This is a genomic window from Mesorhizobium sp. M0870 (genome assembly GCF_040319775.1).
Lineage (GTDB): Bacteria > Pseudomonadota > Alphaproteobacteria > Rhizobiales > Rhizobiaceae > Mesorhizobium.
The window spans coordinates 16,732-36,213 of record NZ_JAMYOI010000039.1 but is presented as its reverse complement, the minus strand read 5'-3'; the positions used below and the strand labels follow the sequence as shown (position 1 = coordinate 36,213).

The window sequence follows — 19,482 nt, the reverse complement described above, 5'->3', positions numbered from 1 at the left end:
TGCCGTTGTCCCAAAACCGCTGGGCACTTTTGGGCGGCATGCATCAACAACAGGGGAACGACGATGAAATTCATGCTGACCGACCGCAAATTGCACCCGCAAGCCAAGCCCGTCGCCGACGATTTCAGGACCGGCGGCATCAACCGCCGCGAATACCTGGCCCTGATGGCCGGCCTCGGCGTCAGCGCCGCCGGCGCGCTGGCGCTGGGCGGGCTGAGCACCACCCCTGCCCGCGCGGCGGAACCGAAGAAGGGCGGCGTCTTGCGCGTCGCCATGAACGTCAAGGGCTTCAAGGACCCGCGCACCTTCGACGGCGTGGAGATGTCGAATGTCGCCCGCCACTGCAACGAATATCTGGTGCGCTGGAACACCGACTTCTCCTTCGAGCCCTGGCTGCTCGAAAGCTGGGAGGCGAGCGACGACGCAAAAACCCTCACCTTGCATGTGCGCAAGGGCATTTCCTGGTCGAACGGCGACGCCTTCAAGGCCGACGATGTCATCCACAACCTCACCCGCTGGTGCGATGCTTCCGTGCCGGGCAACTCGGTCGCCGCGCGCATGGGCGCGCTGGTCAATGCCGACACCAAGAAGGTCGTCGACGGCGGCATCGAGAAAGTCGACGACTTCACCATCAAGCTCAATCTGCCAAAACCCGACATCTCGCTGATCGCCGGCATGGCCGACTATCCCGCACTGATCATGCATCGCTCCTATGAGGGCGACGGCGACCCGCTGAAGGCGCTTGCCATCACCACCGGCCCCTGCGAGCTGGTCAGCTGTGATGCGGAGACCGGCGCCGAGGTGAAGCGCAAGGAAAAGCCCTGGTGGAAGGGCGAATTCCACCTCGACAGCATCAAATGGGTCGATTACGGCTCCGACCCCAACGCCATGCTGTCGGCCTTCGAATCCGGCGAGATCGACACCGACCACGAAACCGCCTCCGATGCCGTTTCGCAGACCGAGCAGATGGGGCTGATGAATTCCGAGATCGCCACCGGCTCGACCATCGTCGCCCGCTTCAACGTCGCCAACGCGCCCTATGACGACGTCAAGGTGCGCCGCGCCGCCCAGCTCGCCGTCGACAATTCCGCCGTGCTGGCGCTCGGCCTCGGCGGCCGCGGCAAGCCCGCCGACAACCACCATGTCGGCCCCATGCACCCCGAATATGCCGATATCGGCCCGGCCAGGCGCGACGTCGAGCAGTCGAAGAAGCTGCTCGCCGAGGCCGGTAAGGCCGACCACGAATTCGAGCTCATCTCCGTCGATGTCGAATGGCAAAAGAGCACCGGCGACGCCATCGGCGCGCAGATGCGCGAGGCCGGCCTGAAGATCAAACGCACCGTGCTGCCGGCCGCCACCTTCTGGAACGACTGGAGCAAGTACCCCTTCTCCTGCACCGAATGGCTCGGCCGCCCGCTCGGCGTCCAGGTGCTGGCGCTGGCGTATAAATCGGGCGCCGCCTGGAACGAAAGTGCCTATGCCAGCAAGGAGTTCGACGCGCTGCTCGACAAGGCGCTGGCCACACCCGACGCCAAGGCGCGCAAGGAGATCATGGGCAAGATCGAGCAGAATCTGCGCGACTCAGGCATCATCATCCAACCCTACTGGCGCTCGGTCTACCGCACGTACCGCAAGGGCATCGAAGGCTGCGAACAGCACCAGGCGCTGGAGCAGCATTTTGAGAAGGTTTGGATTGAAAGCTGAGCCATCGCCCTTCCTGGGTTCCTCTCCCTCCGGAGTGGGGAGAGGTGGCGCTGCGAAGCAGCGACGGAGTGGGGGACGCCATTCGCAAAGTCAAAACCGGGTCAGGATCGAGAATAGAGGCCCCGGCTAGCGTGCGCGTATCGCAGGTCAGCGCTGCCCCTCATTGCCCTGCCGGGCGTTCGTCGTTCGAAAAGCCAAGCAATTGGCTTTTCGTCCGCTGCGCGGATCACTTCTCAACTCCCCGTATAGTGACGGGGAGAAAGTAGCCGGCCGCATCGCCGGCGCTTTCCTTGCAACGCTGGAGATTGGCGAAAGCGGCGACGACATCGTCCCTCGCCCCGTCTCTATACGGGGAGAGGATGCCGGCAGGCAGGTGAGGGGCAGCGCCAGCGTTGGCCTTCCCTTCCCCCTGCGGAAGAAGGCCAGCAGCGTCAGCGCCCCGTTCACATGCGACGAAAGCAGAAGGCGCGCGCCCGTTCACCTCTCGGTTCTCACCAAAGTCCAGATCCAGCCGACAAAAGTCAGCACCAGGAACGGATAGCCGGCGGCGGGCAGCGGCGCCGAGGTCGGCAGCAAGGGCGTGCCCCGGAGGATCATGCCTGCCGAGACGATGAACAGCCCCGCGGCCACGAGCGCGGTGAGCCGCATCCACACGGCGAAAGTCTTCGGTGCGCTGACCATGACCAGTGCGGCCGCCCACAGCGAGATGCCGCCGACATAGGAGGGCACGCTGGCCTCCAGCCCCGCCGCATTGCCGGCCAGCAGCAGGCCTTCGCCGGCGAGGAAGGTCAGGAATCCGGCAGCGACGCAGTCATTGCCCAGCCGCTGGTATTTCATCGTCAGCAGCGCGGTCGCCACCACCAGTGCCACGCCGTCGATCGTCCACAGCGTTTCGCGCAGTTCGGCGCTGGCCACGAAGGTGCCGGCGAGGCCGAATGCGCCACCGATGGCGAGGCCGATCGCGGCGATGACATCCAGAGGGTTGGAACGCATGTGAAATCTTCCCCAAGCCCTGCGGAGGATACTCCTGGGCGGGGCGATCTCAAAGCCCGGAGGGAAGCGCGAAGCGGAAAACGGCGGAGGTGTCGAGAAGTCCTCGGGCGATCCGGCCTTGTCACGCCCTCGCCAGCGGTCGGAGAGTGGCCGACGCGAATGCCGGTGAGGCAGTTGCCTGAGCCCGCGTCGGCCACTGGCGAACCGAGGTCCGCCGCCCGATTTTTCTAGCGCCGCATTGTGGCACGATCAACTGAGCTAGGCAGTCTGTACGCATTCGTACGATCCCTTCCCTTTTTTGCGAGTGCCGTCCGCTCGTTTGGCGCGGTGATCAGAGACCTATTCACGTCTAAACAAGAGCACTGTCGCAAGCCGTGCAGTTAAAATTGCCGCTATGGCGATACGAGAGGCGAAAGAAAAAGCGAATCCCTATCAATGGGTTACGCGGAATTGTCAGTAACCTTTTGATTCCGTTTGAGTTTTTTACCAAATCAAAATAGTGTCTGTGTTGGCGGGGTACGCCGGAACCCCCTCGGGCGGTATCGTAGATGCCGCAGTCGGACGGACGGTCGCCCACTTTGGATGGTGGCCTACAAGCCCCCGATGGCAACGAGGCCGGGACCCGCCGCTTTCATATCTCGTAGCCGTAAAATCGGAAGATTTTCTTCTGCGCGTCCGTAAGTTTCAGTGTCCAGTTCTTCCACGGCAGAAGCGTGACACCGCACCCCGCGTAGTGGCCGTTGCCACGAGACGCCATGCGATCTCGGAGAGCTTCCGCGTACTCTGTATTCCACTTTTTGGTTCCGGCGTTTGCTGCTTGGTAAAAGGCGCTGGCAACCACGTCTGCAATCTGACAGCCCGCGTTTTTGTTGTGCTCAATAACCTCAATCAAACGATGGTCGATGACCCTGAAATCTGGGACGTTAGCGGTCTGATAAATCCGTCCATTCTCGGATTGTTTCGCCAGTAGGTGTATGTACGTTTCAACGTGTCGATAAGAGTGCCCACCCCGCTTCGAAAACACCAGCTTCACGTGTCTAGGTTCACCTGTCTCGCTGATCGACCGGCGCGCGCACCACTGGCTGACACGTTCAAGCAAGACGCGGATGCAGTAGTTGTAAAAGTAGTTGTGCCTGTGAAGAGTGACCGCTTCGGCTTGGGGATTGCGATACCCCCGCATGTTCTTTTTGTTCGACGCGACGACAAAGAAGCGCAGATTCTCGGCGGCTAGAGCTTGGCAGACGGGTAGCTTTTTGTGTTCGACCAGATTGCGAAAATGCAGGTCGGGGCTTTGCGTCGAAAAGACAGATTTCTTGATTGTCTGTATGAGCGGCACCAAGTCAGGCTCACGGGTGGCGCGCGCCACTGCGCAGCCGACCGTGAACCATTCACTCGCGCCATTCGGATCTATCGGTGCAACAGTTTTGATACCAGGGTCGCCAGCTTCGTCAAAATAGGCAACGAAGTACGGGTCTGGTACACTCCCCTCAGAGGCCATTCGATATGAAGGCGACCAACAAATAGAAGAGTCAAGTTGAGAAGTTTCATGACGCCGCCCGTGAACTGGAAACAGGCCAGTCAGAGGAAACCTTTGACCGCGTATTGAAGAAAGTGGTCAGATCGCCACCGCCCAAGGATGAGAAGGCGAAGGCGACCAAGCGATCTAGTTGGGCCTTGGTCCAGTTATCTTGTCCGGCACCAGAGCTGAAATCGCCAACTGCGCAAATGAGAGCGGGAGATCACCCTTGTTCACCTTGTAATTCAGATAGCTTCGAAATTTTCCACCCTCGATATAAACGCCTTGCAACCATTCCCTAAAGTCGCCCAACGCGGCCAAGGGGTAGCACCAAGATTCCTGCGGATTCGATTTCGCTTGAGGGTGATCCATCGGATATCGATGGGGGTACTTACATCGCCCGCCGTATGCGGCTGACAATTTATTGTCGTCCCAAAAGCGCGACCAGTACGATCCAATCGAACCGTCAACGACGAACTTGTCATCGATCTTTGCCCCGGCCATGATCAATTCGTAGATGATGGTGTGAGCCTCGTTGAGTACATGGAAAAAGCCTCTAGGCGCCGACTGGTAGTTCAGTGCAATCCTGTCGTGCCACTTCTTGAACCTATCACCGCCGCTCGGGTCATACCCGACCCGGCTGTAGATGAGTTCCTGTAGCGCTTTTCCAGCCAAGAGCCGGTAATTGTCGCGAGCGACACCGCGCGGGTTCGCTGCATCGAATGCGTAGTATTCCAACACTGCAAGGCATACTACGTCTGGGTAAGCGTGGATTGGTCTTGCGCCGTCGCTGGTCTCTATGTGAGCGGAAGGCAATTCAATTTGGCGCTTTGCCAGAATGGCTTTTATAGCGGCAACTCGCGGCTTGAGAGGGTCTTCGTTCCATTCAAGACTTATGGTTCGGATGTGAAGATTTTCAATCCCGACAAGTCTAGCAAGGCCTCGCCCTGTCAAAAAGGCGGTGCCATCCTTTAAAACGCCCATTCCAACGCCGTCGACCTCAACCTGCTTGTCAACTTCGAGGTCGAGTTTGCCCTGTTTCGGGTTGAGTTCCTTGCGCCGCGCAAATGCAACCGACGATTCGATTGACCTAAAGTAACACAACCTAAGCGATTCCTAATACGGCTGGCCAAGTGAAACCGCCGTGATACCCGGTTTCCACAGGGCCAATCATTACGGCTGGGCCTTTACAGCCGATCGATCATTGTAGGACGATAATCATAGGCCGGGCGATTCTCGTAAGAGATCGCAATGGCTAGGTCGAAACCCTCAAAGCAATTGTCGCAGGCTGAAATCGAATGCTTTTCTGGTGGCGGCGGCAGCGCTGCACAGGAGCATCGTCAACCGGTGATATCGCCACATTGCGACCACTACCGGGCTACGCGTGTCTTGCTTGAGGTGTTGTTGAACACCGTGCGGGAAGTCACAGGGAAGGAAGTCGCCTTCATTCAATGGAACGGGACAGGGCCATCCAAGGCCCTACCGCTGGGTAACCTATGGCCCGCTTGAACTTGTTGCCGCATTGCGATTGTCGCCGCTGCCCAAGGCAATGAGTAGAGATTGCTTCGGATCTGGGAGAACCTCCTGCACCCGACGACCGTCCAGCGCCTCCGCCTCCCAGAGAGTAACCTCCACCGCGCAGCGTCAGCGTCGCGCTGGCGGGGGGCCCGCTGCCTCCGGCAGCTCCCCCGCTTTCGAAGCCTGCCATCGATCCACCGGATCGATGACTTGGCGCGCTTTGCGCGCCAACCGGCTTCTCAATCCCCCATCTTAAGCGCCTGAATAAACGCCTCCTGCGGGATATCCACCTTCCCGAACTGCCGCATTCGCTTCTTGCCTTCTTTCTGCTTGTCCAGCAGCTTGCGCTTGCGCGAGACGTCGCCGCCGTAGCATTTGGCGGTGACGTCCTTGCGCAGCGCCGAGATGGTTTCGCGGGCGATGACCTTGCCGCCGATGGCGGCCTGGATCGGGATCTTGAACAGATGGTTGGGGATCAGCTCTTTCAGCTTCTCGCACATCTGCCGGCCGCGCTTTTCCGCCGCCGTGCGGTGCACCAGCATGGAAAGCGCATCCACCGGCTCCTCGTTGACCAGGATCGACATCTTGACGAGGTCGCCCTCCTTGTAGTCGGTCAGGTGATAGTCGAAGGAGGCGTAGCCCTTGGAGATCGACTTCAGCCGGTCGTAGAAATCGAACACGACTTCGTTGAGCGGCAGGTCGTAGATCAGCATGGCGCGCTTGCCGACATAGGACAGGTCGGCCTGGATGCCGCGCCGGTCCTGGCAGAGTTTCAAAATGCCGCCGAGATAGTCGTCGGGCGTCAAAATGGTGGCGCGGATCCACGGCTCCTCGATGGCCGAGATTTTCACCACGTCGGGCATGTCGGCCGGGTTGTGCAATTCCTTCATCGAGCCGTCGGTTAGCGCCAGCCGGTAGACGACGCTCGGTGCCGTGGCGATGAGGTCGAGGTTGAACTCGCGCTCCAGCCGTTCCTGGATGATTTCGAGATGAAGCAAGCCAAGGAAGCCGCAGCGATAGCCGAAGCCGAGCGCCGCACTGGTTTCCATTTCAAAGGAGAAGGAGGCATCGTTGAGGCGCAATTTGCCGACCGCGGCGCGTAGATCCTCGAAATCGGCGGCGTCGACCGGAAACAGGCCGCAGAACACCACCGGCTGCGCCGGCTTGAAGCCGGGCAGCGCCTTGGCGGTGGTGCGCTTGTCCTCGGTGATGGTGTCGCCGACGCGGGTGTCGGCCACTTCCTTGATCGAGCCGGTGAAGAAGCCGAACTCGCCGGGGCCGAGCTCGTCGACATTGATGCGGGCCGGCGTGAACACCCCGGTGCGCTCGACCAGGTGTTTTGCGCCGGTGCCCATCATGCGGATGGTCTGGCCCTTTTTCAGCACGCCGTCGATGACGCGCACCAGCACGATGACGCCGAGATAGGCGTCGTACCAGCTGTCGACCAGCATCGCCTTCAAGGGTGCGGTGGCGTCGCCTTCGCGCGGCGGCGGCAATTGGTGGACGATGGCCTCCAAGACATCCGGAATGCCAAGCCCGGTCTTGGCCGAGATCAGCACGGCGGTGGAGGCATCGATGCCGATCACCTCCTCGACCTGCTCGCGGATGCGCTCGGGCTCGGCTGCCGGCAGGTCGACCTTGTTCAGCACCACGACGATCTCGTGGTTGTTGTCGATGGCCTGGTAGACATTGGCCAGCGTCTGCGCTTCGACGCCCTGAGAAGCGTCGACCACCAGCAGCGATCCCTCGCAGGCGGCCAGCGAACGCGACACTTCATAGGCGAAGTCGACATGGCCGGGCGTGTCGATCAAATTGAGGATATAGTCCTCGCCATTGTTGGCGTGGTACTTCAGCCGCACCGTCTGCGCCTTGATGGTGATGCCGCGCTCGCGCTCGATGTCCATCGAGTCCAGCACCTGCTCCTTCATGTCGCGCAGCTCCAGCCCGCCGGTCAGCTGGATCAGCCTGTCGGCAAGCGTGGATTTGCCATGGTCGATATGGGCGACGATGGAGAAATTGCGGATGTGGTCGAGGGGCGTGCTCATGGCGCGCGTTTAGCAGGGGTGGCTTGCCCGAGCAAGCGGCAGGCTGCCGCCGCACATGTGGCGCGGCCCGTTGCCTGGCAAGCCGTACAGGCGCTGCCGGGAAGGCTGAGCAGGCCGCTGCCGGGCAAGCGGTGCGGGCGCTTGTCGCCTTTCCCCCCGGATTCCTCGAAAAATCGATAAATTTTAACCACGCGCGTTAGAGCATAATTTGTGATCGGCATGTTAGCGGGGGGAAATATCTGATGTAAGGACGAAGGCATGCGGGGGCTTGCAGGCAGTTTTATCGAGTCGCGGAGCGGCTCGTTCGCACCGATACTTGTTCTCGCCATGATTCCGCTGATCACCGCGATCGGCTTTTCGGTCGACTACACCTCCGCTGTCCAGACCAGGTCGACCGAGCAGGCGGCGCTCGACGCTGCGATCCTGTCCATCACCACGATGGATACGGCCTCGACGAAGCCGCAGCGCCAGGTGGTGCTCCAGGATACCTACCGAGAAAACGGCGGACAGGGCGCCGCGACCCTGAACAGCTTCGACGTCAGCGCCAACGGCACCGCCACCGCGCAGGCTTCGGCGAGTTTCGCCATGAAGACCGTGTTCATGCAGATCGCCAGGATACCCACTGTGGCGATCGGCGTGACGTCGGCGGTGAACAAGGCGCCGGCTTTGGTGGAGGCGACCTTCAAGGTCAGCGGGGTGTCGGGTTACTGGAACAAGACAATGACGCTCTACGGCACGCAATTCGGTGCGACGCAGGGCAAGCCGATGATGACGATCGATTACAAATACGGCGGCGGCACGGATCCCAAAGGTTACGGCACCACCACCGTCAGCAAGATCGACAGTCTGGGCGTCGCCACAGTGGCCCAGACGCAGGTTTGCAAGGTCGGCAAAAAGGCGCCTGACGGGGTGACGCTCAACACCGACCAGTTTGGCACGAAATATTACTGTGTCGACACGATGGCTGCTGGCAGCACCTCTGGTGCGTCAATCGACGTCAGCCAGATGGCCAGCCTCTATCTGCAGATGAACGTGCCATCGGGCAACCCGAAAGACCTCTATTCGAACGATCCGGCCACGTCCAACCGGCTCTACAGCTCGACAAGCAAGGACATCCCCCTGGCCGAAATGGCGACCGGCAAGATCGTTGACATCTTTGGCCTCGTGCCTTGTGGCTCGACAGGCTACCAGGCCTGGGAAGACGGCGGCAACTCGGTTCCGGCGCCTGTCGGCAACGCCGACTTTTTCTACAACGTGACCGGCAAGTGCGACTTCAACAAGCGGCCGAACAACACGCGGCTGACACAGTAGAAGCTGCCCCAGGCTAAACGCCCTATGGGCTTGTGAGGCTTGGCGATCCTTCACACCCCCCTCTGTCCTGCCGGACATCTCCCCCGCAAGGGGGGAGATTGGCAGCTTCGTCGGCCGCGCTCCTGTTGCGAAGCTAGTGATAGACGAAAGCCGTGATGAGGGTCGATCTCCCTCCTTGCGGGGGAGATGGCCGGCAGGCCAGAGGGGGGTGCTGTCCCTCCGGCTTTCCCTGCGATCTCCCGAACCTTCATCACAAACCAGTGAGCGCTGTAACGAAGCAGCAAGCGGCGGCGAAGTGGGGGTATCAGCGGTGCTTCCAGGCGCCGTCGCCCACGGAGCAAGCCGATGTCCCGCAAGTTCGTCACAGTGTCCAGCCTCTCAGCGCTCGCGCTGGCGGCGTCGCTCGGTGCGGCCGCGGCCCAGCCGCTCACCGTGGTCGAGCTGTTCACCAGCCAGGGCTGCTCGTCCTGCCCGCCGGCCAATGCCAATCTGATCAAGGTCAAGGACCAGCCCGGCGTGCTGGCGCTGTCGTTCAACGTCACCTACTGGGACTATCTCGGCTGGAAGGATATTTTCGGAAAACAGGAATTCACCCGGCGCCAGGTCAGTTACGAGCCGGCGCTCGGCCATGACGGGCCGTTTACGCCGCAAGTGGTGGTCAACGGCCATGCCGATGTCGTCGGCGCCGCACCCGGCGAGATCGAAAAGCTGATCTCGGCGAGCGGCCGGACGGGCGGCCCGGCATTGTCGCTCGATGGCGGCAAGATCAGCATCGGCGCCGGCGCCGCACCTGGCGGCCACGCCGATGTCTGGCTGGTGCGCTATGCCAAGGGCGTCGTCGAGGTGCCGGTGGCGCGCGGCGAAAACACCGGCCGCACCTTGCCGCACGCCAATGTCGTGCATGCGCTCAATAACCTCGGCAGCTGGACCGGCGCGGCCACGACGTATCCGCTGCCCGCCGCATCCGGCGGCCTGAGCACCGCCGTGCTCGTGCAGTCGCCCGGTGGCGGACCGATCCTGGCTGCCGCGACCGACTAGATCGCGCTTCGGCAAGAGATTGCGCAACGCCGCATGGAGCGGCGCCGCATAGCACGGCCGCCAAGAGGGCGCGCCTTCAACGACCCAACCCCAAGGAGACCATCATGACCATTTCCCGCCTGACGCTGCCGGCGCTCGCTCTCGCTTTGTGCTCGACGGCGCTGTTTGCCGGCGGCATCGCCCGTGCCGACGACGCGACCAACGCGATGAAGCCGGCTGCAAATGCCATGAAACCGGCCGCGGATGCGATGAAGCCTGCAACCGATGCGATGAAGCCGGCCGACCCGATGGCCACCAATTCCATGAAGCCGGGAACCGACGCCATGAAGCCGGCAACGGATGCGATGGCTCCGGCCAAGTAAAGGTGGTGCTGTTTCCGGCTTCGGTCCCGCGGGTCCGAAGCCGGATGCACGTGAAAGTGAGGCTTCGGCCGCAACTCGCCCGTCGCATGATCGTATATTATCCAATAGACTCCACATGATGGACGTCACAGGAGCTCAGCCATGACCGACATTCAAAAACCAGTCACCAGACAATCGTCGAACGTCTTCCGCAGCGCGCTCGCCGCCCTGGCACTTGCCGCAGCGGGCGCCGCCTTCTGGCTGACGCCGGCGGTTTCGGCCGAGGACGCGGTGAAGATCCCGCCGCCGGCAATCGACGAGAAGGCGGCCACCGGCACTGAAAAGGCAATCTTCGCCGGCGGCTGCTTCTGGGGCGTGCAGGGCGTCTTCCAGCACGTCAAGGGCGTCACTAAGGCCGTCTCCGGCTACACCGGCGGCGACAAGGACACCGCCGTCTACGAGACGGTCGGCTCAGGCCGCACCGGGCATGCCGAATCCGTCGAGATCACCTACGATCCATCGAAAATCACCTATGGCCAGCTGCTGCAGGTGTATTTTTCGGTCGCCCACAACCCGACCCAGCTGAATTTCCAGGGTCCGGACTCCGGCACGCAATACCGCTCGACGATCTTCGCCGAAAACGATGCACAGAGGAAGATCGCGCAAAGCTACATCGCCCAGCTCGACCAGGCCAAGGTGTTCCCGGAGCCGATCGTCACCACGCTGGAAACCGGCAAGACCTTCTATCCGGCCGAGAATTACCATCAGGATTTCCTGACGCTGAATCCGACCTATCCCTACATCGTCTACAACGACCTGCCCAAGGTGGCGAACTTGAAGGCACTGTTCCCGACGCTCTACAGCGAAAAGCCCGTGCTGGTGCTGTCGGCGAGCAATTGAGATAGCGCTGGTTGGCGTGTGGGAGGTGCGAAGGGCGGCGATGCCCTCCTTCCCTTCGTCATCCTAGGGCGGAGCAAGGAGCGTAGCGACGCAGCGCAGACCCTAGGATCCATGCCGTGACATTGGTCGTAGAATGCGGCGGATCAGGATAGCTGCCCGGTAGATCGCCAGCTATCCTTACGCGATGACCGGCTACGTTTACATGACCGCGAGCCAAAAGCGTGGCACGATCTACATCGGTGTCACCAATGACCTCGGCCGCCGCATGCCGGAACACAAATCCGGCCAAGGCGCAGGGTTCACCAGCCGCTACGGCGTGCAGCGGCTGGTCTGGTATGAGGAATTTTTCGACATCACTGATGCCATCCAGCGCGAGAAATCACTGAAGCGCTGGCCTCGCCAATGGAAGATCGACCTGATCGAAAAAGCGAATCCGGAGTGGTTCAAGCTTTTTCGCGGGACGGGGTGGTAGGCGCACCGTTTCTTGCACCGTCGGATCACTGCACCACCGTTACGGCATGGATCCTAGGGTCTGCGCTGCGTCGCTTCGCTCCTTGCTCCGCCCTAGGATGACAAAGGCACGGTAGCCGCTGCCACCTTCACCCCCACCTGACCCGCTCAATCGTACGTCAGATCCGTCGCCTTGCCGCCGAACACCCGGTAGGCATAGAACGAATAGAAGATGATGACCGGCAGCACGACCACGGTGCCGGCCAGAATGATGGCCAGGCTCTCCGGCGCGGAAGCCGCCTGCCAGATGGTCAGGCGATCCGGCACCACGAACGGGTAGAACGACCAGGCGAGGCCGGCAAAGCCGAGCGTGAAGATGGCGGCCAGCGTCAGGAACGGCATCAACGAATGGCGGTCGTCGGGCTTCGGCAGATGGAAGGTCTGCCGCCACAGCCACAGGAACAAAAGCGCCGACAGGATCGGCAGCGGCGACAGATAAAGCATTTCCGGCCAGACGAACCATTTGTCGAAGATACGCGGGCTGGCGAAGGGCGTCGCCAGCGACACCGCCGCCATGCCGAGCGCGGTCAGCACCAGCGCGGTGCGCAGCCAGCGCACGGCCTTCTTCTGCAACTCGCCTTCAGTCTTGTAGATCACCCAGGCGGCGCCCATCGCCGCATAGGCCGCGGCAAGGCAGAACGCCACCAGCACGCCGAACGCCACGCCGCCGAGGCCGACATCGAGGCCCAGCACATAGACGCCCAGCATATAGCCCTGCGCCAGCGATGCGATGAGCGAACCCAGGAAAAAAATTCGGTTCCAGCGATGCTTGCGGCCAGCTGGCACCTTGGCGCGGAAATCGAAGGCGACGCCGCGCAGGATCAGCCCGAGCAAAAGCACGAAGACCGGAATGTAGAGCGCCGTCAGGATGACGCCATGCGCCATCGGGAAAGCGACCAGCAGCAGGCCGACGGCCAGCACCAGCCAGGTTTCGTTGGCGTCCCAGAACGGGCCGATCGCGGCAATCATCGTATCCTGTTCGGCGTCTTCAGCGGCGGCGAACAGGATGCCGATGCCGAGATCGAAACCGTCGAGGATGACGTAGATCAGGATGGCGAGGCCCATCAGGCCGGCGAAGATCAAGGGGAGCGCGGTTGGCCAGTCGAAGCTCATTTTCTTCTCCTACTCGCCAGCCGCCGGCTGCGACATGGCGGCGTTCATGACGCCCGGCAGCGGCGATGAATCGCCGTCCTTCGCCGCCTTCAGCGCCAGGTGCACCAGCACGCCGAGATAGGCGATCAGCAACAGCACATAGAGAACGAGGTATATGGCGAGCGTCAGCGCGACATGGCTGCCGGCCACCGGGCCGACCGCGTCGGCAGTTTTCAGCACGCCGGTCACCAGCCAGGGCTGGCGGCCGATTTCGGTGGTGTACCAGCCGGCCAGCGTCGCCAGCCAGCCCGACAGCGCCATCGGCACCATCAGCATGGCCACCGGCTTCGGCAGGCTGTGCCGACGCTTGAGGAAGAAGGCCGCCGACCATGAGACGAGCAGCATCAATATGCCCGTGCCGACCATGATACGGAAACCCCAGAACACCGGAAAGACCGGCGGATGATTGCCGGCATAGTCGTTCAACCCCGGCACCACGCCGCTGGTCGAGTGCCGCAGCACCAGGCTGGCGCCATCGGGAATGGCGATCTCGAATTTGTTCTCCCTGGCTGCCTCGTCGGGCAGCGCGAAGAGCACCAGCGGCACGTTGGGGCCGGTGTTCCAGTTGGCCTCCATGGCGGCGATCTTCTGCGGCTGATGCTCCAGCGTGTTCAGCCCATGCTGGTCGCCGGCGAAGATCTGGATCGGGATCAGGGTCGCCGCCGTGAAGACGCCGGTGCGCAGCGCCTTCCACATCGATTCCGAGCGGTCGCCGGTGAGATAGCGCAGCGCCGACAGGCCAGCGATCAGGAACGACACCGTCAGCCCCGACGCCAGCAGCATGTGGGTCAGCCTGTAAGGCATTGACGGGTTGAAGATGATTGCCCACCAGTCGACCGCATGCGCCACGCCGTCGCGCATCTCGAAGCCGGCCGGCGTCTGCATCCAGGAATTGAGCGCGATGATCCAGAATGCCGAGACGGTGGTGCCGCCGGCGACCAGCACCGTCGCCAGCGTGTGGATGCGGTTGGAGACGCGGCGGAAGCCGAACAGCATGATGCCGAGGAAGGCCGCTTCGAGGAAGAAGGCGGTGAGGATTTCGTAGGCCAGCAGCGGCCCGGCGATGTTGCCGACCTTTTCCATGTAGCCCGGCCAGTTGGTGCCGAACTGGAAGCTCATGGTGACGCCCGAAACCACGCCCATGGCAAAGGACAGCGCGAAAACCTTCACCCAGGTGAAATAGGCGCGCATCCAAGCGGAATCGTTGGTCGCGTTGTAGCGCAGCTTGAAGAACAGCAGCACCCAACCCAGCGCAATGGTGATCGTCGGAAATAGAATATGGAATGAAATATTCGTGCCGAACTGGATACGCGAAAGTATGAGCGGGTCCATGATGGGCTCCGGCTGCTGCAAATACTCGCGAAGGATAGGCCCGAAGCGAGTTCACGTCAAAGCGGCGTCCTGCCGCGAGGCTGAACGCCACAGGACAATTTTGCCGGTTGCGTGCCGCGCAACTCCGGGCCTGTGCGCCGCACCTGCAACGGCCGGCCGGCACGATTGTCGAGAACTGTCAGCAGGGCATTGACTTGCGGTTGCAAGCACCGACATTCGTCCTATATCAGGGGACCTCTTTCAAGCAGCCGTTTTCATCCATGCCTTCCATCCTGTCCATTTCCGGGGTCTCCAAGACCTACGCAACCGGTTTCACCGCGCTCAAGGAAGTCAATCTCGACATTCAGCGCGGCGAGATCTTCGCGCTGCTTGGACCCAATGGCGCCGGCAAGACGACGCTGATCTCGATCGTCTGCGGCATCGTCAACCGTTCGTCGGGCACGGTCACCGTCGACGGCCACGACATCAACAAGGATTATCGCGCCGCGCGCGGTCTGATCGGGCTGGTGCCGCAGGAACTGACCATCGACGCCTTCGAGAGCGTCTGGGCGACGGTCAATTACAGCCGTGGCCTGTTCGGCAAGCCGGCCAACCCCGGCTTTGTCGAGAAGGTGCTGCGCGACCTGTCGCTGTGGGACAAGAAGGACGCCAAGGCGATCACCTTGTCGGGCGGCATGAAGCGCCGGCTGATGATCGCCAAGGCGCTGTCGCATGAGCCGCGCATCCTATTCCTCGACGAGCCGACCGCCGGCGTCGACGTCGAGCTGCGCCAGGACATGTGGGCGATGGTGCGCCGGCTGCGCGAGGACGGCGTCACCATCATCCTCACCACGCACTATATCGAGGAAGCCGAGGCGATGGCCGACCGCGTCGGCGTCATCAATCGCGGCGAGATCATCCTGGTCGAGAACAAGGCCGAACTGATGCGCAAGCTCGGCCGCAAGCGGCTGGTGCTGGAACTGCGCAATCCGCTGACGGCCGTTCCCGAGGCGCTCTCGCGCTATGCGCTGGAATTGTCGCCGGATGGCGGGCAGCTGACCTACACCTATGACAATCAGGCCGAGAGGCCCGGCGTCGCCTCGTTGATGCGCGATCTCGAGGCCGGCGGCATCCAGTTCCGCGATATCGACACGCAAAACTCTTCGCTCGAGGAGATCTTCGTCAATCTGGTGAGGAGGGAGCCATGAACCTGCGCGCCGCCATGAACCTTCGCGCAGTATGGGCGATCTACCGGATGGAAATGGCCCGTGCTTTCCGCACCGTGCTGCAGAGCATCGTCTCGCCGGTCATCTCGACGTCGCTGTATTTCGTCGTCTTCGGCTCGGCCATCGGCTCGCGCATCACCGAGATCGACGGCATCAGCTACGGTGCCTTCATCGTGCCGGGTCTGATCATGCTGTCGCTGTTGACGCAGTCGATCTCCAACGCCTCCTTTGCCATCTATTTCCCGAAATTCGTCGGCTCGATCTACGAGCTTCTGTCGGCGCCGGTCTCCTATCTGGAGATCGTCATCGCCTATGTCGGCGGCGCCGCGACCAAGTCGATCATCCTCGGCCTGATCATCCTGGCCACCGCCTCGCTGTTCGTACCGCTGACCATCCTGCATCCGTTCTGGATGCTCGCCTTCCTGGTGCTGACGGCGGTGACCTTTAGCCTGTTCGGCTTCATCATCGGCATCTGGGCGAAGAGTTTCGAGCAGCTGCAGCTGGTGCCGCTGTTGATCATCACGCCGCTGACCTTCCTCGGCGGCAGCTTCTATTCGATCAACATGCTGCCCGAGATCTGGCGCACGGTGACGCTGTTCAATCCGGTCGTCTATTTGATCAGCGGCTTCCGCTGGAGCTTCTACGGCAAGTCCGACGTTTCGGTCGGCGTCAGCCTCGGCATGACGGTCGTCTTCCTGCTGGTCTGCATAAGCATCGTCGCCTGGATCTTCAGGACCGGTTATCGGCTGAGGAATTGAGCGGCGAAAGTACAGGTCTGTTGAGATTCAGGTCAGGCCGAGACGAAAATGGTGGATTCCGAGAACCGGAGCGGAGCGTACTTTTCGTACGTGAGCACCGGAAGCGCAGGAAGCCGCCATTTGCAGGCCGGCATCACCTGAATATCAGCAGACCTAGATCGCCTTGACCAGCCGCAGCAGCCCCAGCATCTCGACATACGTTCCCTTGCGGAAGGCGATATAGACCGGCTCTTCGACGCCGTGGAAGCGGCGCTTGAAGGCCGCCTGGCCCTGCAGGTTGAACCTGCGGCGGTTGACCCAGGGCGAAGAATAGGCGCGCTGGAAGGCATTGCGCCAGAAATCGCTTTCGGCAAATCCGCTCGGACCCACATCGACGAGCGGCGACAGGCCGAGCGTGACCACCGAGATGCCCTCTTCGCGAAAACGGTCGACGGCGAATTTGGTCAGGCCGACCTCGGCATGCGGTGAAGCGTCGAGATGCTTGCGCTTGAAGGCGGTGGTGTAGCCGATGACCTTGCCGTCGGCAAACAACGGGTCGAAGTCGAGCAAAGCGACCAGTTCGCCATCGGGACCGTGCAGGACGAAACGGCGCATGTCGGTGCCGAGATGGTCGGCGAAATGGCGGTTGAGAAAGCCCATCTCCCAGCGCTTGACGATGCGGTCGCCGCGCCAGTTTTCCGAAAGCCGGGCGATCTCGTCGAGGTAGATGGTGCGCTTGTCCTCTTCGAACGAAAAGCCTTTCTTCAGCAGCCAGCGCTCGGAGTAGCGCACGGTCTCGTTGCGCTTCCCGGAAAAATCATGCTCGGGCAGGGCGAGGCGGGTGTCGATGCCGAGGCGATTGACCTTGTAGCCAAGGCCGGCCAGCACGCGTGCGGTGTCCTCGCCCACCTGCACGAACCATGGGCTGCCGGCGGTCTCGACGAAGCGCTTGATGTAATCGGCCCGACGCGCCGGAGCCGCCACCGGGTCGCCGAGCGCGAAATGGTGCTTCATCTTGGTACCGAAGGCGATGTAGCCGTCGGCGTCGCCGAAATAGGAAAGCTTGCCTTGCACGGCGGTGGAATAGGCGAGCGAGAAGTCGCCATAGCGGCGCACCAGTGCCAGGCGTTCGACATGGGTCAGCGCCTGCCGCTCGACCTCGGGCGCGGCAGCCTCAAGGATCTTGTCGAAATGGAACCGCAAGGAGGGCATGGTCGAGATTCCGCGTGCCGCCTACAGCGCCGGCCGTCCAGGACGCGCCAAGGTGCTGTAACACTTTGATTCTGCGCATGACTCGAAAATCGGACTCGATTTCGGACATGCGCGTGGGGGATAACCGAGACCCGCCAGCCACCCAAGGCCTCGAATCAATCACATTGCCGCGACCTGATTACCGTTGATATCGCGCATATGCCATATAGAGCGCAACCGCGGCCCGGCGTGTGGCTCTAAATCGCATCGCTCGAAATTCGGCCGCGGTTTGCTGCAGGGATCCTGCGCGCGATCAAACGGTTACAGCGTCCTGCGAGCCTTGCGGCGGGACGTCCAATGGGATTCGAGTGAATGACGGATACGACAATCAGATCGGTTGCGGATCTGCCGGCCATGGTCGAGCCGGCAATCGTCGTCGGCGCCGGTGCTGCTGGGCTGGCCGCCGCGCATGCCTTGATGAACGCCGGCGTGCCGACGGCGATCCTGGAAAAGGAAAGCCGGCTGGCCGAGCCCTGGCACCGGCGCCACCAGCAATTGCATCTCAACACCCATCGCGATCTTTCTTCGCTGCCTGGTCTCGCCTTTCCCCCTGGCACGCCCGCCTTTCCGCAAAGGATGGTCGTCATCCGCCACATGAACGATTTCCAGAAGGAGAACCGGCTGCCGGTGCAGTTTGGCGTCGCGGTCGAAGAGATCACCTTCAAGGGCGATCACTGGGCATTGCGCACCAGCGCCGGACTGCGCTTCGCCCGCAATGTCGTCATCGCCACCGGCCGCGACAGGCAGCCATTCACCCCCGAATGGAAAGGCATGAAGGATTTCGTCGGGCGCATCATCCATTCGGCGGATTTCGGTGACGCGCAAGCCTATGCGGGCCAAAGAGTGCTGGTCGTCGGCGCCGGCAATTCGGGTTTCGACGCGCTCAATCATCTGGCCGGCATAGACACGGCCGCCATCTGGCTGTCGGCCCGCAGCGGCCCCGCTTTGCTGCCCAAGCGGATTGCCAAGATCGCCGTGCATAGGCTTTCGCCGCTCATGGCGCGCCTGCCTTTGCGGATCGCCGATGCCGTGATGGCGGCAACGCAGCGGCTGGTTTTCGGCGACCTGACCAAATTCGGCCTGCCGCCCGCGCCTGCGGGCGGCGCCAGCCGCCTGACCTCGGACTATACCGCGATCGCCGCCGATGACGGCGCCGTCGGCGCCATCAAGGCCGGCAAGATCACCGTCGTGCCGGGCATACGGGAATTCACCCGCGATGGCGTGATCCTGGCCAATGGCAGCCTGATCTATCCCGACATCGTCATTGCCGCGACAGGCTACCGCACCGGGCTGGAGCCCATGGTCGGCAAGCTCGGCGTGCTCGACGCCAAGGGCGTTCCGCTCTTCAACGGTGGCCAAGCCGATCCAAAATTGCCCGGTCTGTGGTTCACCGGCATGCGGCCAAGCATTCGCGGCTGCTTCGCCAATGCCGGCATCCTGGCCAAGGCGATCGCCAAACGAATTGCAAGGTCGGCCCCGCACCAATCCAGCGCATCACGCTGATTTCGGTTCCAGCCGCCGGAAACCGACGGCTTCCATCAGCATGTCTTCTTCCACCATGCCGGCATTGTGCAGGGCGAGCAGGTTAAGCGCGATTTCCCGCGCGTCGGCGGAATCGGGATGTGCCTCGCGCCGCCGGCAGGCCTCGTCGAACACGCGCTGCAGCTTGGCGATATCGGCTGGCTTGAGCAAGCCACGGTCATAGACAGACTTCGACATGGCGATCTCCTGATAAAGACCTAGAGCGCCACGTTTAAATTGCCAATCTTTCCCGAGGCTTGACCGACTTCCCCCGTCGCCTCGTCATCCTGGGGCGGAGCAAGGAGCGAAGCGACGCGGCGCAGACCTCTGGAGCTGCTCCGCAGCCCAAGGGATACATGCCGCGGCTTCAAGGCGCAGCAGCGGCGCAAATTCTGCTCCGCTGCTGCC

17 protein-coding genes and 1 pseudogene are annotated in these 19,482 nt (G+C 62.0%); 10 read left to right on the top strand and 8 right to left on the bottom strand.

Translation table 11 applies throughout. The features are described from left to right. Positions 1-63 precede the first annotated feature (63 nt). Positions 64-1,704 (top strand): ABC transporter substrate-binding protein, encoded by a 1,641-nt coding sequence (locus NKH97_RS30110; RefSeq protein ID WP_352799457.1) that lies wholly within the window; start codon positions 64-66, stop codon positions 1,702-1,704. Between the two features lie 477 nt (positions 1,705-2,181). Here the strand turns inward: NKH97_RS30110 and NKH97_RS30105 are convergent, their stop codons facing one another. From NKH97_RS30105 to NKH97_RS30095, 3 genes are all read right to left on the bottom strand, one after another. Then, positions 2,182-2,697 carry a hypothetical protein gene (locus NKH97_RS30105; protein ID WP_352799455.1) on the bottom strand — a complete coding sequence of 172 codons (516 nt, stop codon included), beginning with the start codon at positions 2,695-2,697 and terminating at the stop codon, positions 2,182-2,184. 631 nt (positions 2,698-3,328) lie between these two features. After that, on the bottom strand, positions 3,329-4,195 hold the full coding sequence (locus NKH97_RS30100) for a DUF3800 domain-containing protein (protein WP_352799454.1): 867 nt from the start codon (positions 4,193-4,195) through the stop codon (positions 3,329-3,331). A 165-nt stretch (positions 4,196-4,360) separates the two neighbouring features. Then, a complete protein-coding gene (locus NKH97_RS30095) occupies positions 4,361-5,317 on the bottom strand; it encodes a BstA C-terminal domain-containing protein (RefSeq protein ID WP_352799452.1) in 957 nt (318 codons plus the stop codon). A 147-nt stretch (positions 5,318-5,464) separates the two neighbouring features. Between NKH97_RS30095 and NKH97_RS33370 the strand changes: the two are divergent. Then, positions 5,465-5,722: pseudogene (locus NKH97_RS33370) on the top strand (hypothetical protein). Between the two features lie 248 nt (positions 5,723-5,970). Here the strand turns inward: NKH97_RS33370 and lepA are convergent. Beyond that, positions 5,971-7,776, bottom strand: a complete 1,806-nt coding sequence (lepA, locus tag NKH97_RS30090) for a translation elongation factor 4 (protein WP_352799450.1) — start codon at positions 7,774-7,776, stop codon at positions 5,971-5,973. 258 nt (positions 7,777-8,034) lie between these two features. Here lepA and NKH97_RS30085 point away from each other — a divergent pair, with 258 nt between their 5' ends. The 5 genes from NKH97_RS30085 to NKH97_RS30065 all read left to right on the top strand — a co-directional run bounded on the left by NKH97_RS30085 (position 8,035) and on the right by NKH97_RS30065 (position 11,838). Then, positions 8,035-9,087, top strand: a complete 1,053-nt coding sequence (locus NKH97_RS30085) for a TadE/TadG family type IV pilus assembly protein (RefSeq protein WP_352799448.1) — start codon at positions 8,035-8,037, stop codon at positions 9,085-9,087. Positions 9,088-9,432: 345 nt separating this feature from the next. Further along, a complete protein-coding gene (locus tag NKH97_RS30080) occupies positions 9,433-10,125 on the top strand; it encodes a DUF1223 domain-containing protein (protein ID WP_352799446.1) in 693 nt (230 codons plus the stop codon). 104 nt (positions 10,126-10,229) lie between these two features. Further along, positions 10,230-10,487, top strand: a complete 258-nt coding sequence (locus NKH97_RS30075; RefSeq protein WP_352442941.1) for a hypothetical protein — start codon at positions 10,230-10,232, stop codon at positions 10,485-10,487. Between the two features lie 141 nt (positions 10,488-10,628). Continuing rightward, the gene (gene msrA / locus NKH97_RS30070) at positions 10,629-11,366 is read left to right on the top strand and encodes a peptide-methionine (S)-S-oxide reductase MsrA (RefSeq protein ID WP_352799444.1); all 738 of its coding nucleotides are present in this window, start codon (positions 10,629-10,631) and stop codon (positions 11,364-11,366) included. A gap of 184 nt (positions 11,367-11,550) precedes the next feature. Further along, on the top strand, positions 11,551-11,838 hold the full coding sequence (locus NKH97_RS30065; RefSeq protein ID WP_031213667.1) for a GIY-YIG nuclease family protein: 288 nt from the start codon (positions 11,551-11,553) through the stop codon (positions 11,836-11,838). 146 nt (positions 11,839-11,984) lie between these two features. Here NKH97_RS30065 and NKH97_RS30060 read toward each other — a convergent pair whose 3' ends face one another. Both NKH97_RS30060 and NKH97_RS30055 read right to left on the bottom strand, forming a co-directional pair. Further along, complete coding sequence (locus NKH97_RS30060) at positions 11,985-12,989, bottom strand: cytochrome d ubiquinol oxidase subunit II (protein ID WP_352799442.1); 1,005 nt, start codon at positions 12,987-12,989, stop codon at positions 11,985-11,987. Positions 12,990-12,998: 9 nt separating this feature from the next. Continuing rightward, on the bottom strand, positions 12,999-14,360 hold the full coding sequence (locus NKH97_RS30055; protein WP_352442944.1) for a cytochrome ubiquinol oxidase subunit I: 1,362 nt from the start codon (positions 14,358-14,360) through the stop codon (positions 12,999-13,001). Between the two features lie 260 nt (positions 14,361-14,620). On the opposite strand from NKH97_RS30055, the gene NKH97_RS30050 reads away from it, so the two are divergent. Both NKH97_RS30050 and NKH97_RS30045 read left to right on the top strand, forming a co-directional pair. Next, positions 14,621-15,547 carry an ABC transporter ATP-binding protein gene (locus NKH97_RS30050; protein ID WP_023813461.1) on the top strand — a complete coding sequence of 309 codons (927 nt, stop codon included), beginning with the start codon at positions 14,621-14,623 and terminating at the stop codon, positions 15,545-15,547. A 14-nt stretch (positions 15,548-15,561) separates the two neighbouring features. Further along, the gene (locus tag NKH97_RS30045; RefSeq protein ID WP_128305642.1) at positions 15,562-16,323 is read left to right on the top strand and encodes an ABC transporter permease; all 762 of its coding nucleotides are present in this window, start codon (positions 15,562-15,564) and stop codon (positions 16,321-16,323) included. Positions 16,324-16,476: 153 nt separating this feature from the next. Here NKH97_RS30045 and NKH97_RS30040 read toward each other — a convergent pair whose 3' ends face one another. Further along, entirely contained in the window at positions 16,477-17,514 is a 1,038-nt protein-coding gene (locus tag NKH97_RS30040; RefSeq protein WP_352677928.1) for a phosphatidylglycerol lysyltransferase domain-containing protein, read from the bottom strand. 351 nt (positions 17,515-17,865) lie between these two features. On the opposite strand from NKH97_RS30040, the gene NKH97_RS30035 reads away from it, so the two are divergent. Further along, a complete protein-coding gene (locus NKH97_RS30035) occupies positions 17,866-19,056 on the top strand; it encodes a flavin-containing monooxygenase (RefSeq protein ID WP_023813465.1) in 1,191 nt (396 codons plus the stop codon). Here the strand turns inward: NKH97_RS30035 and NKH97_RS30030 are convergent. Continuing rightward, positions 19,048-19,272 carry a hypothetical protein gene (locus NKH97_RS30030; protein WP_013528677.1) on the bottom strand — a complete coding sequence of 75 codons (225 nt, stop codon included), beginning with the start codon at positions 19,270-19,272 and terminating at the stop codon, positions 19,048-19,050. The genes NKH97_RS30035 and NKH97_RS30030 overlap by 9 nt on opposite strands. Positions 19,273-19,482 lie beyond the last annotated feature (210 nt).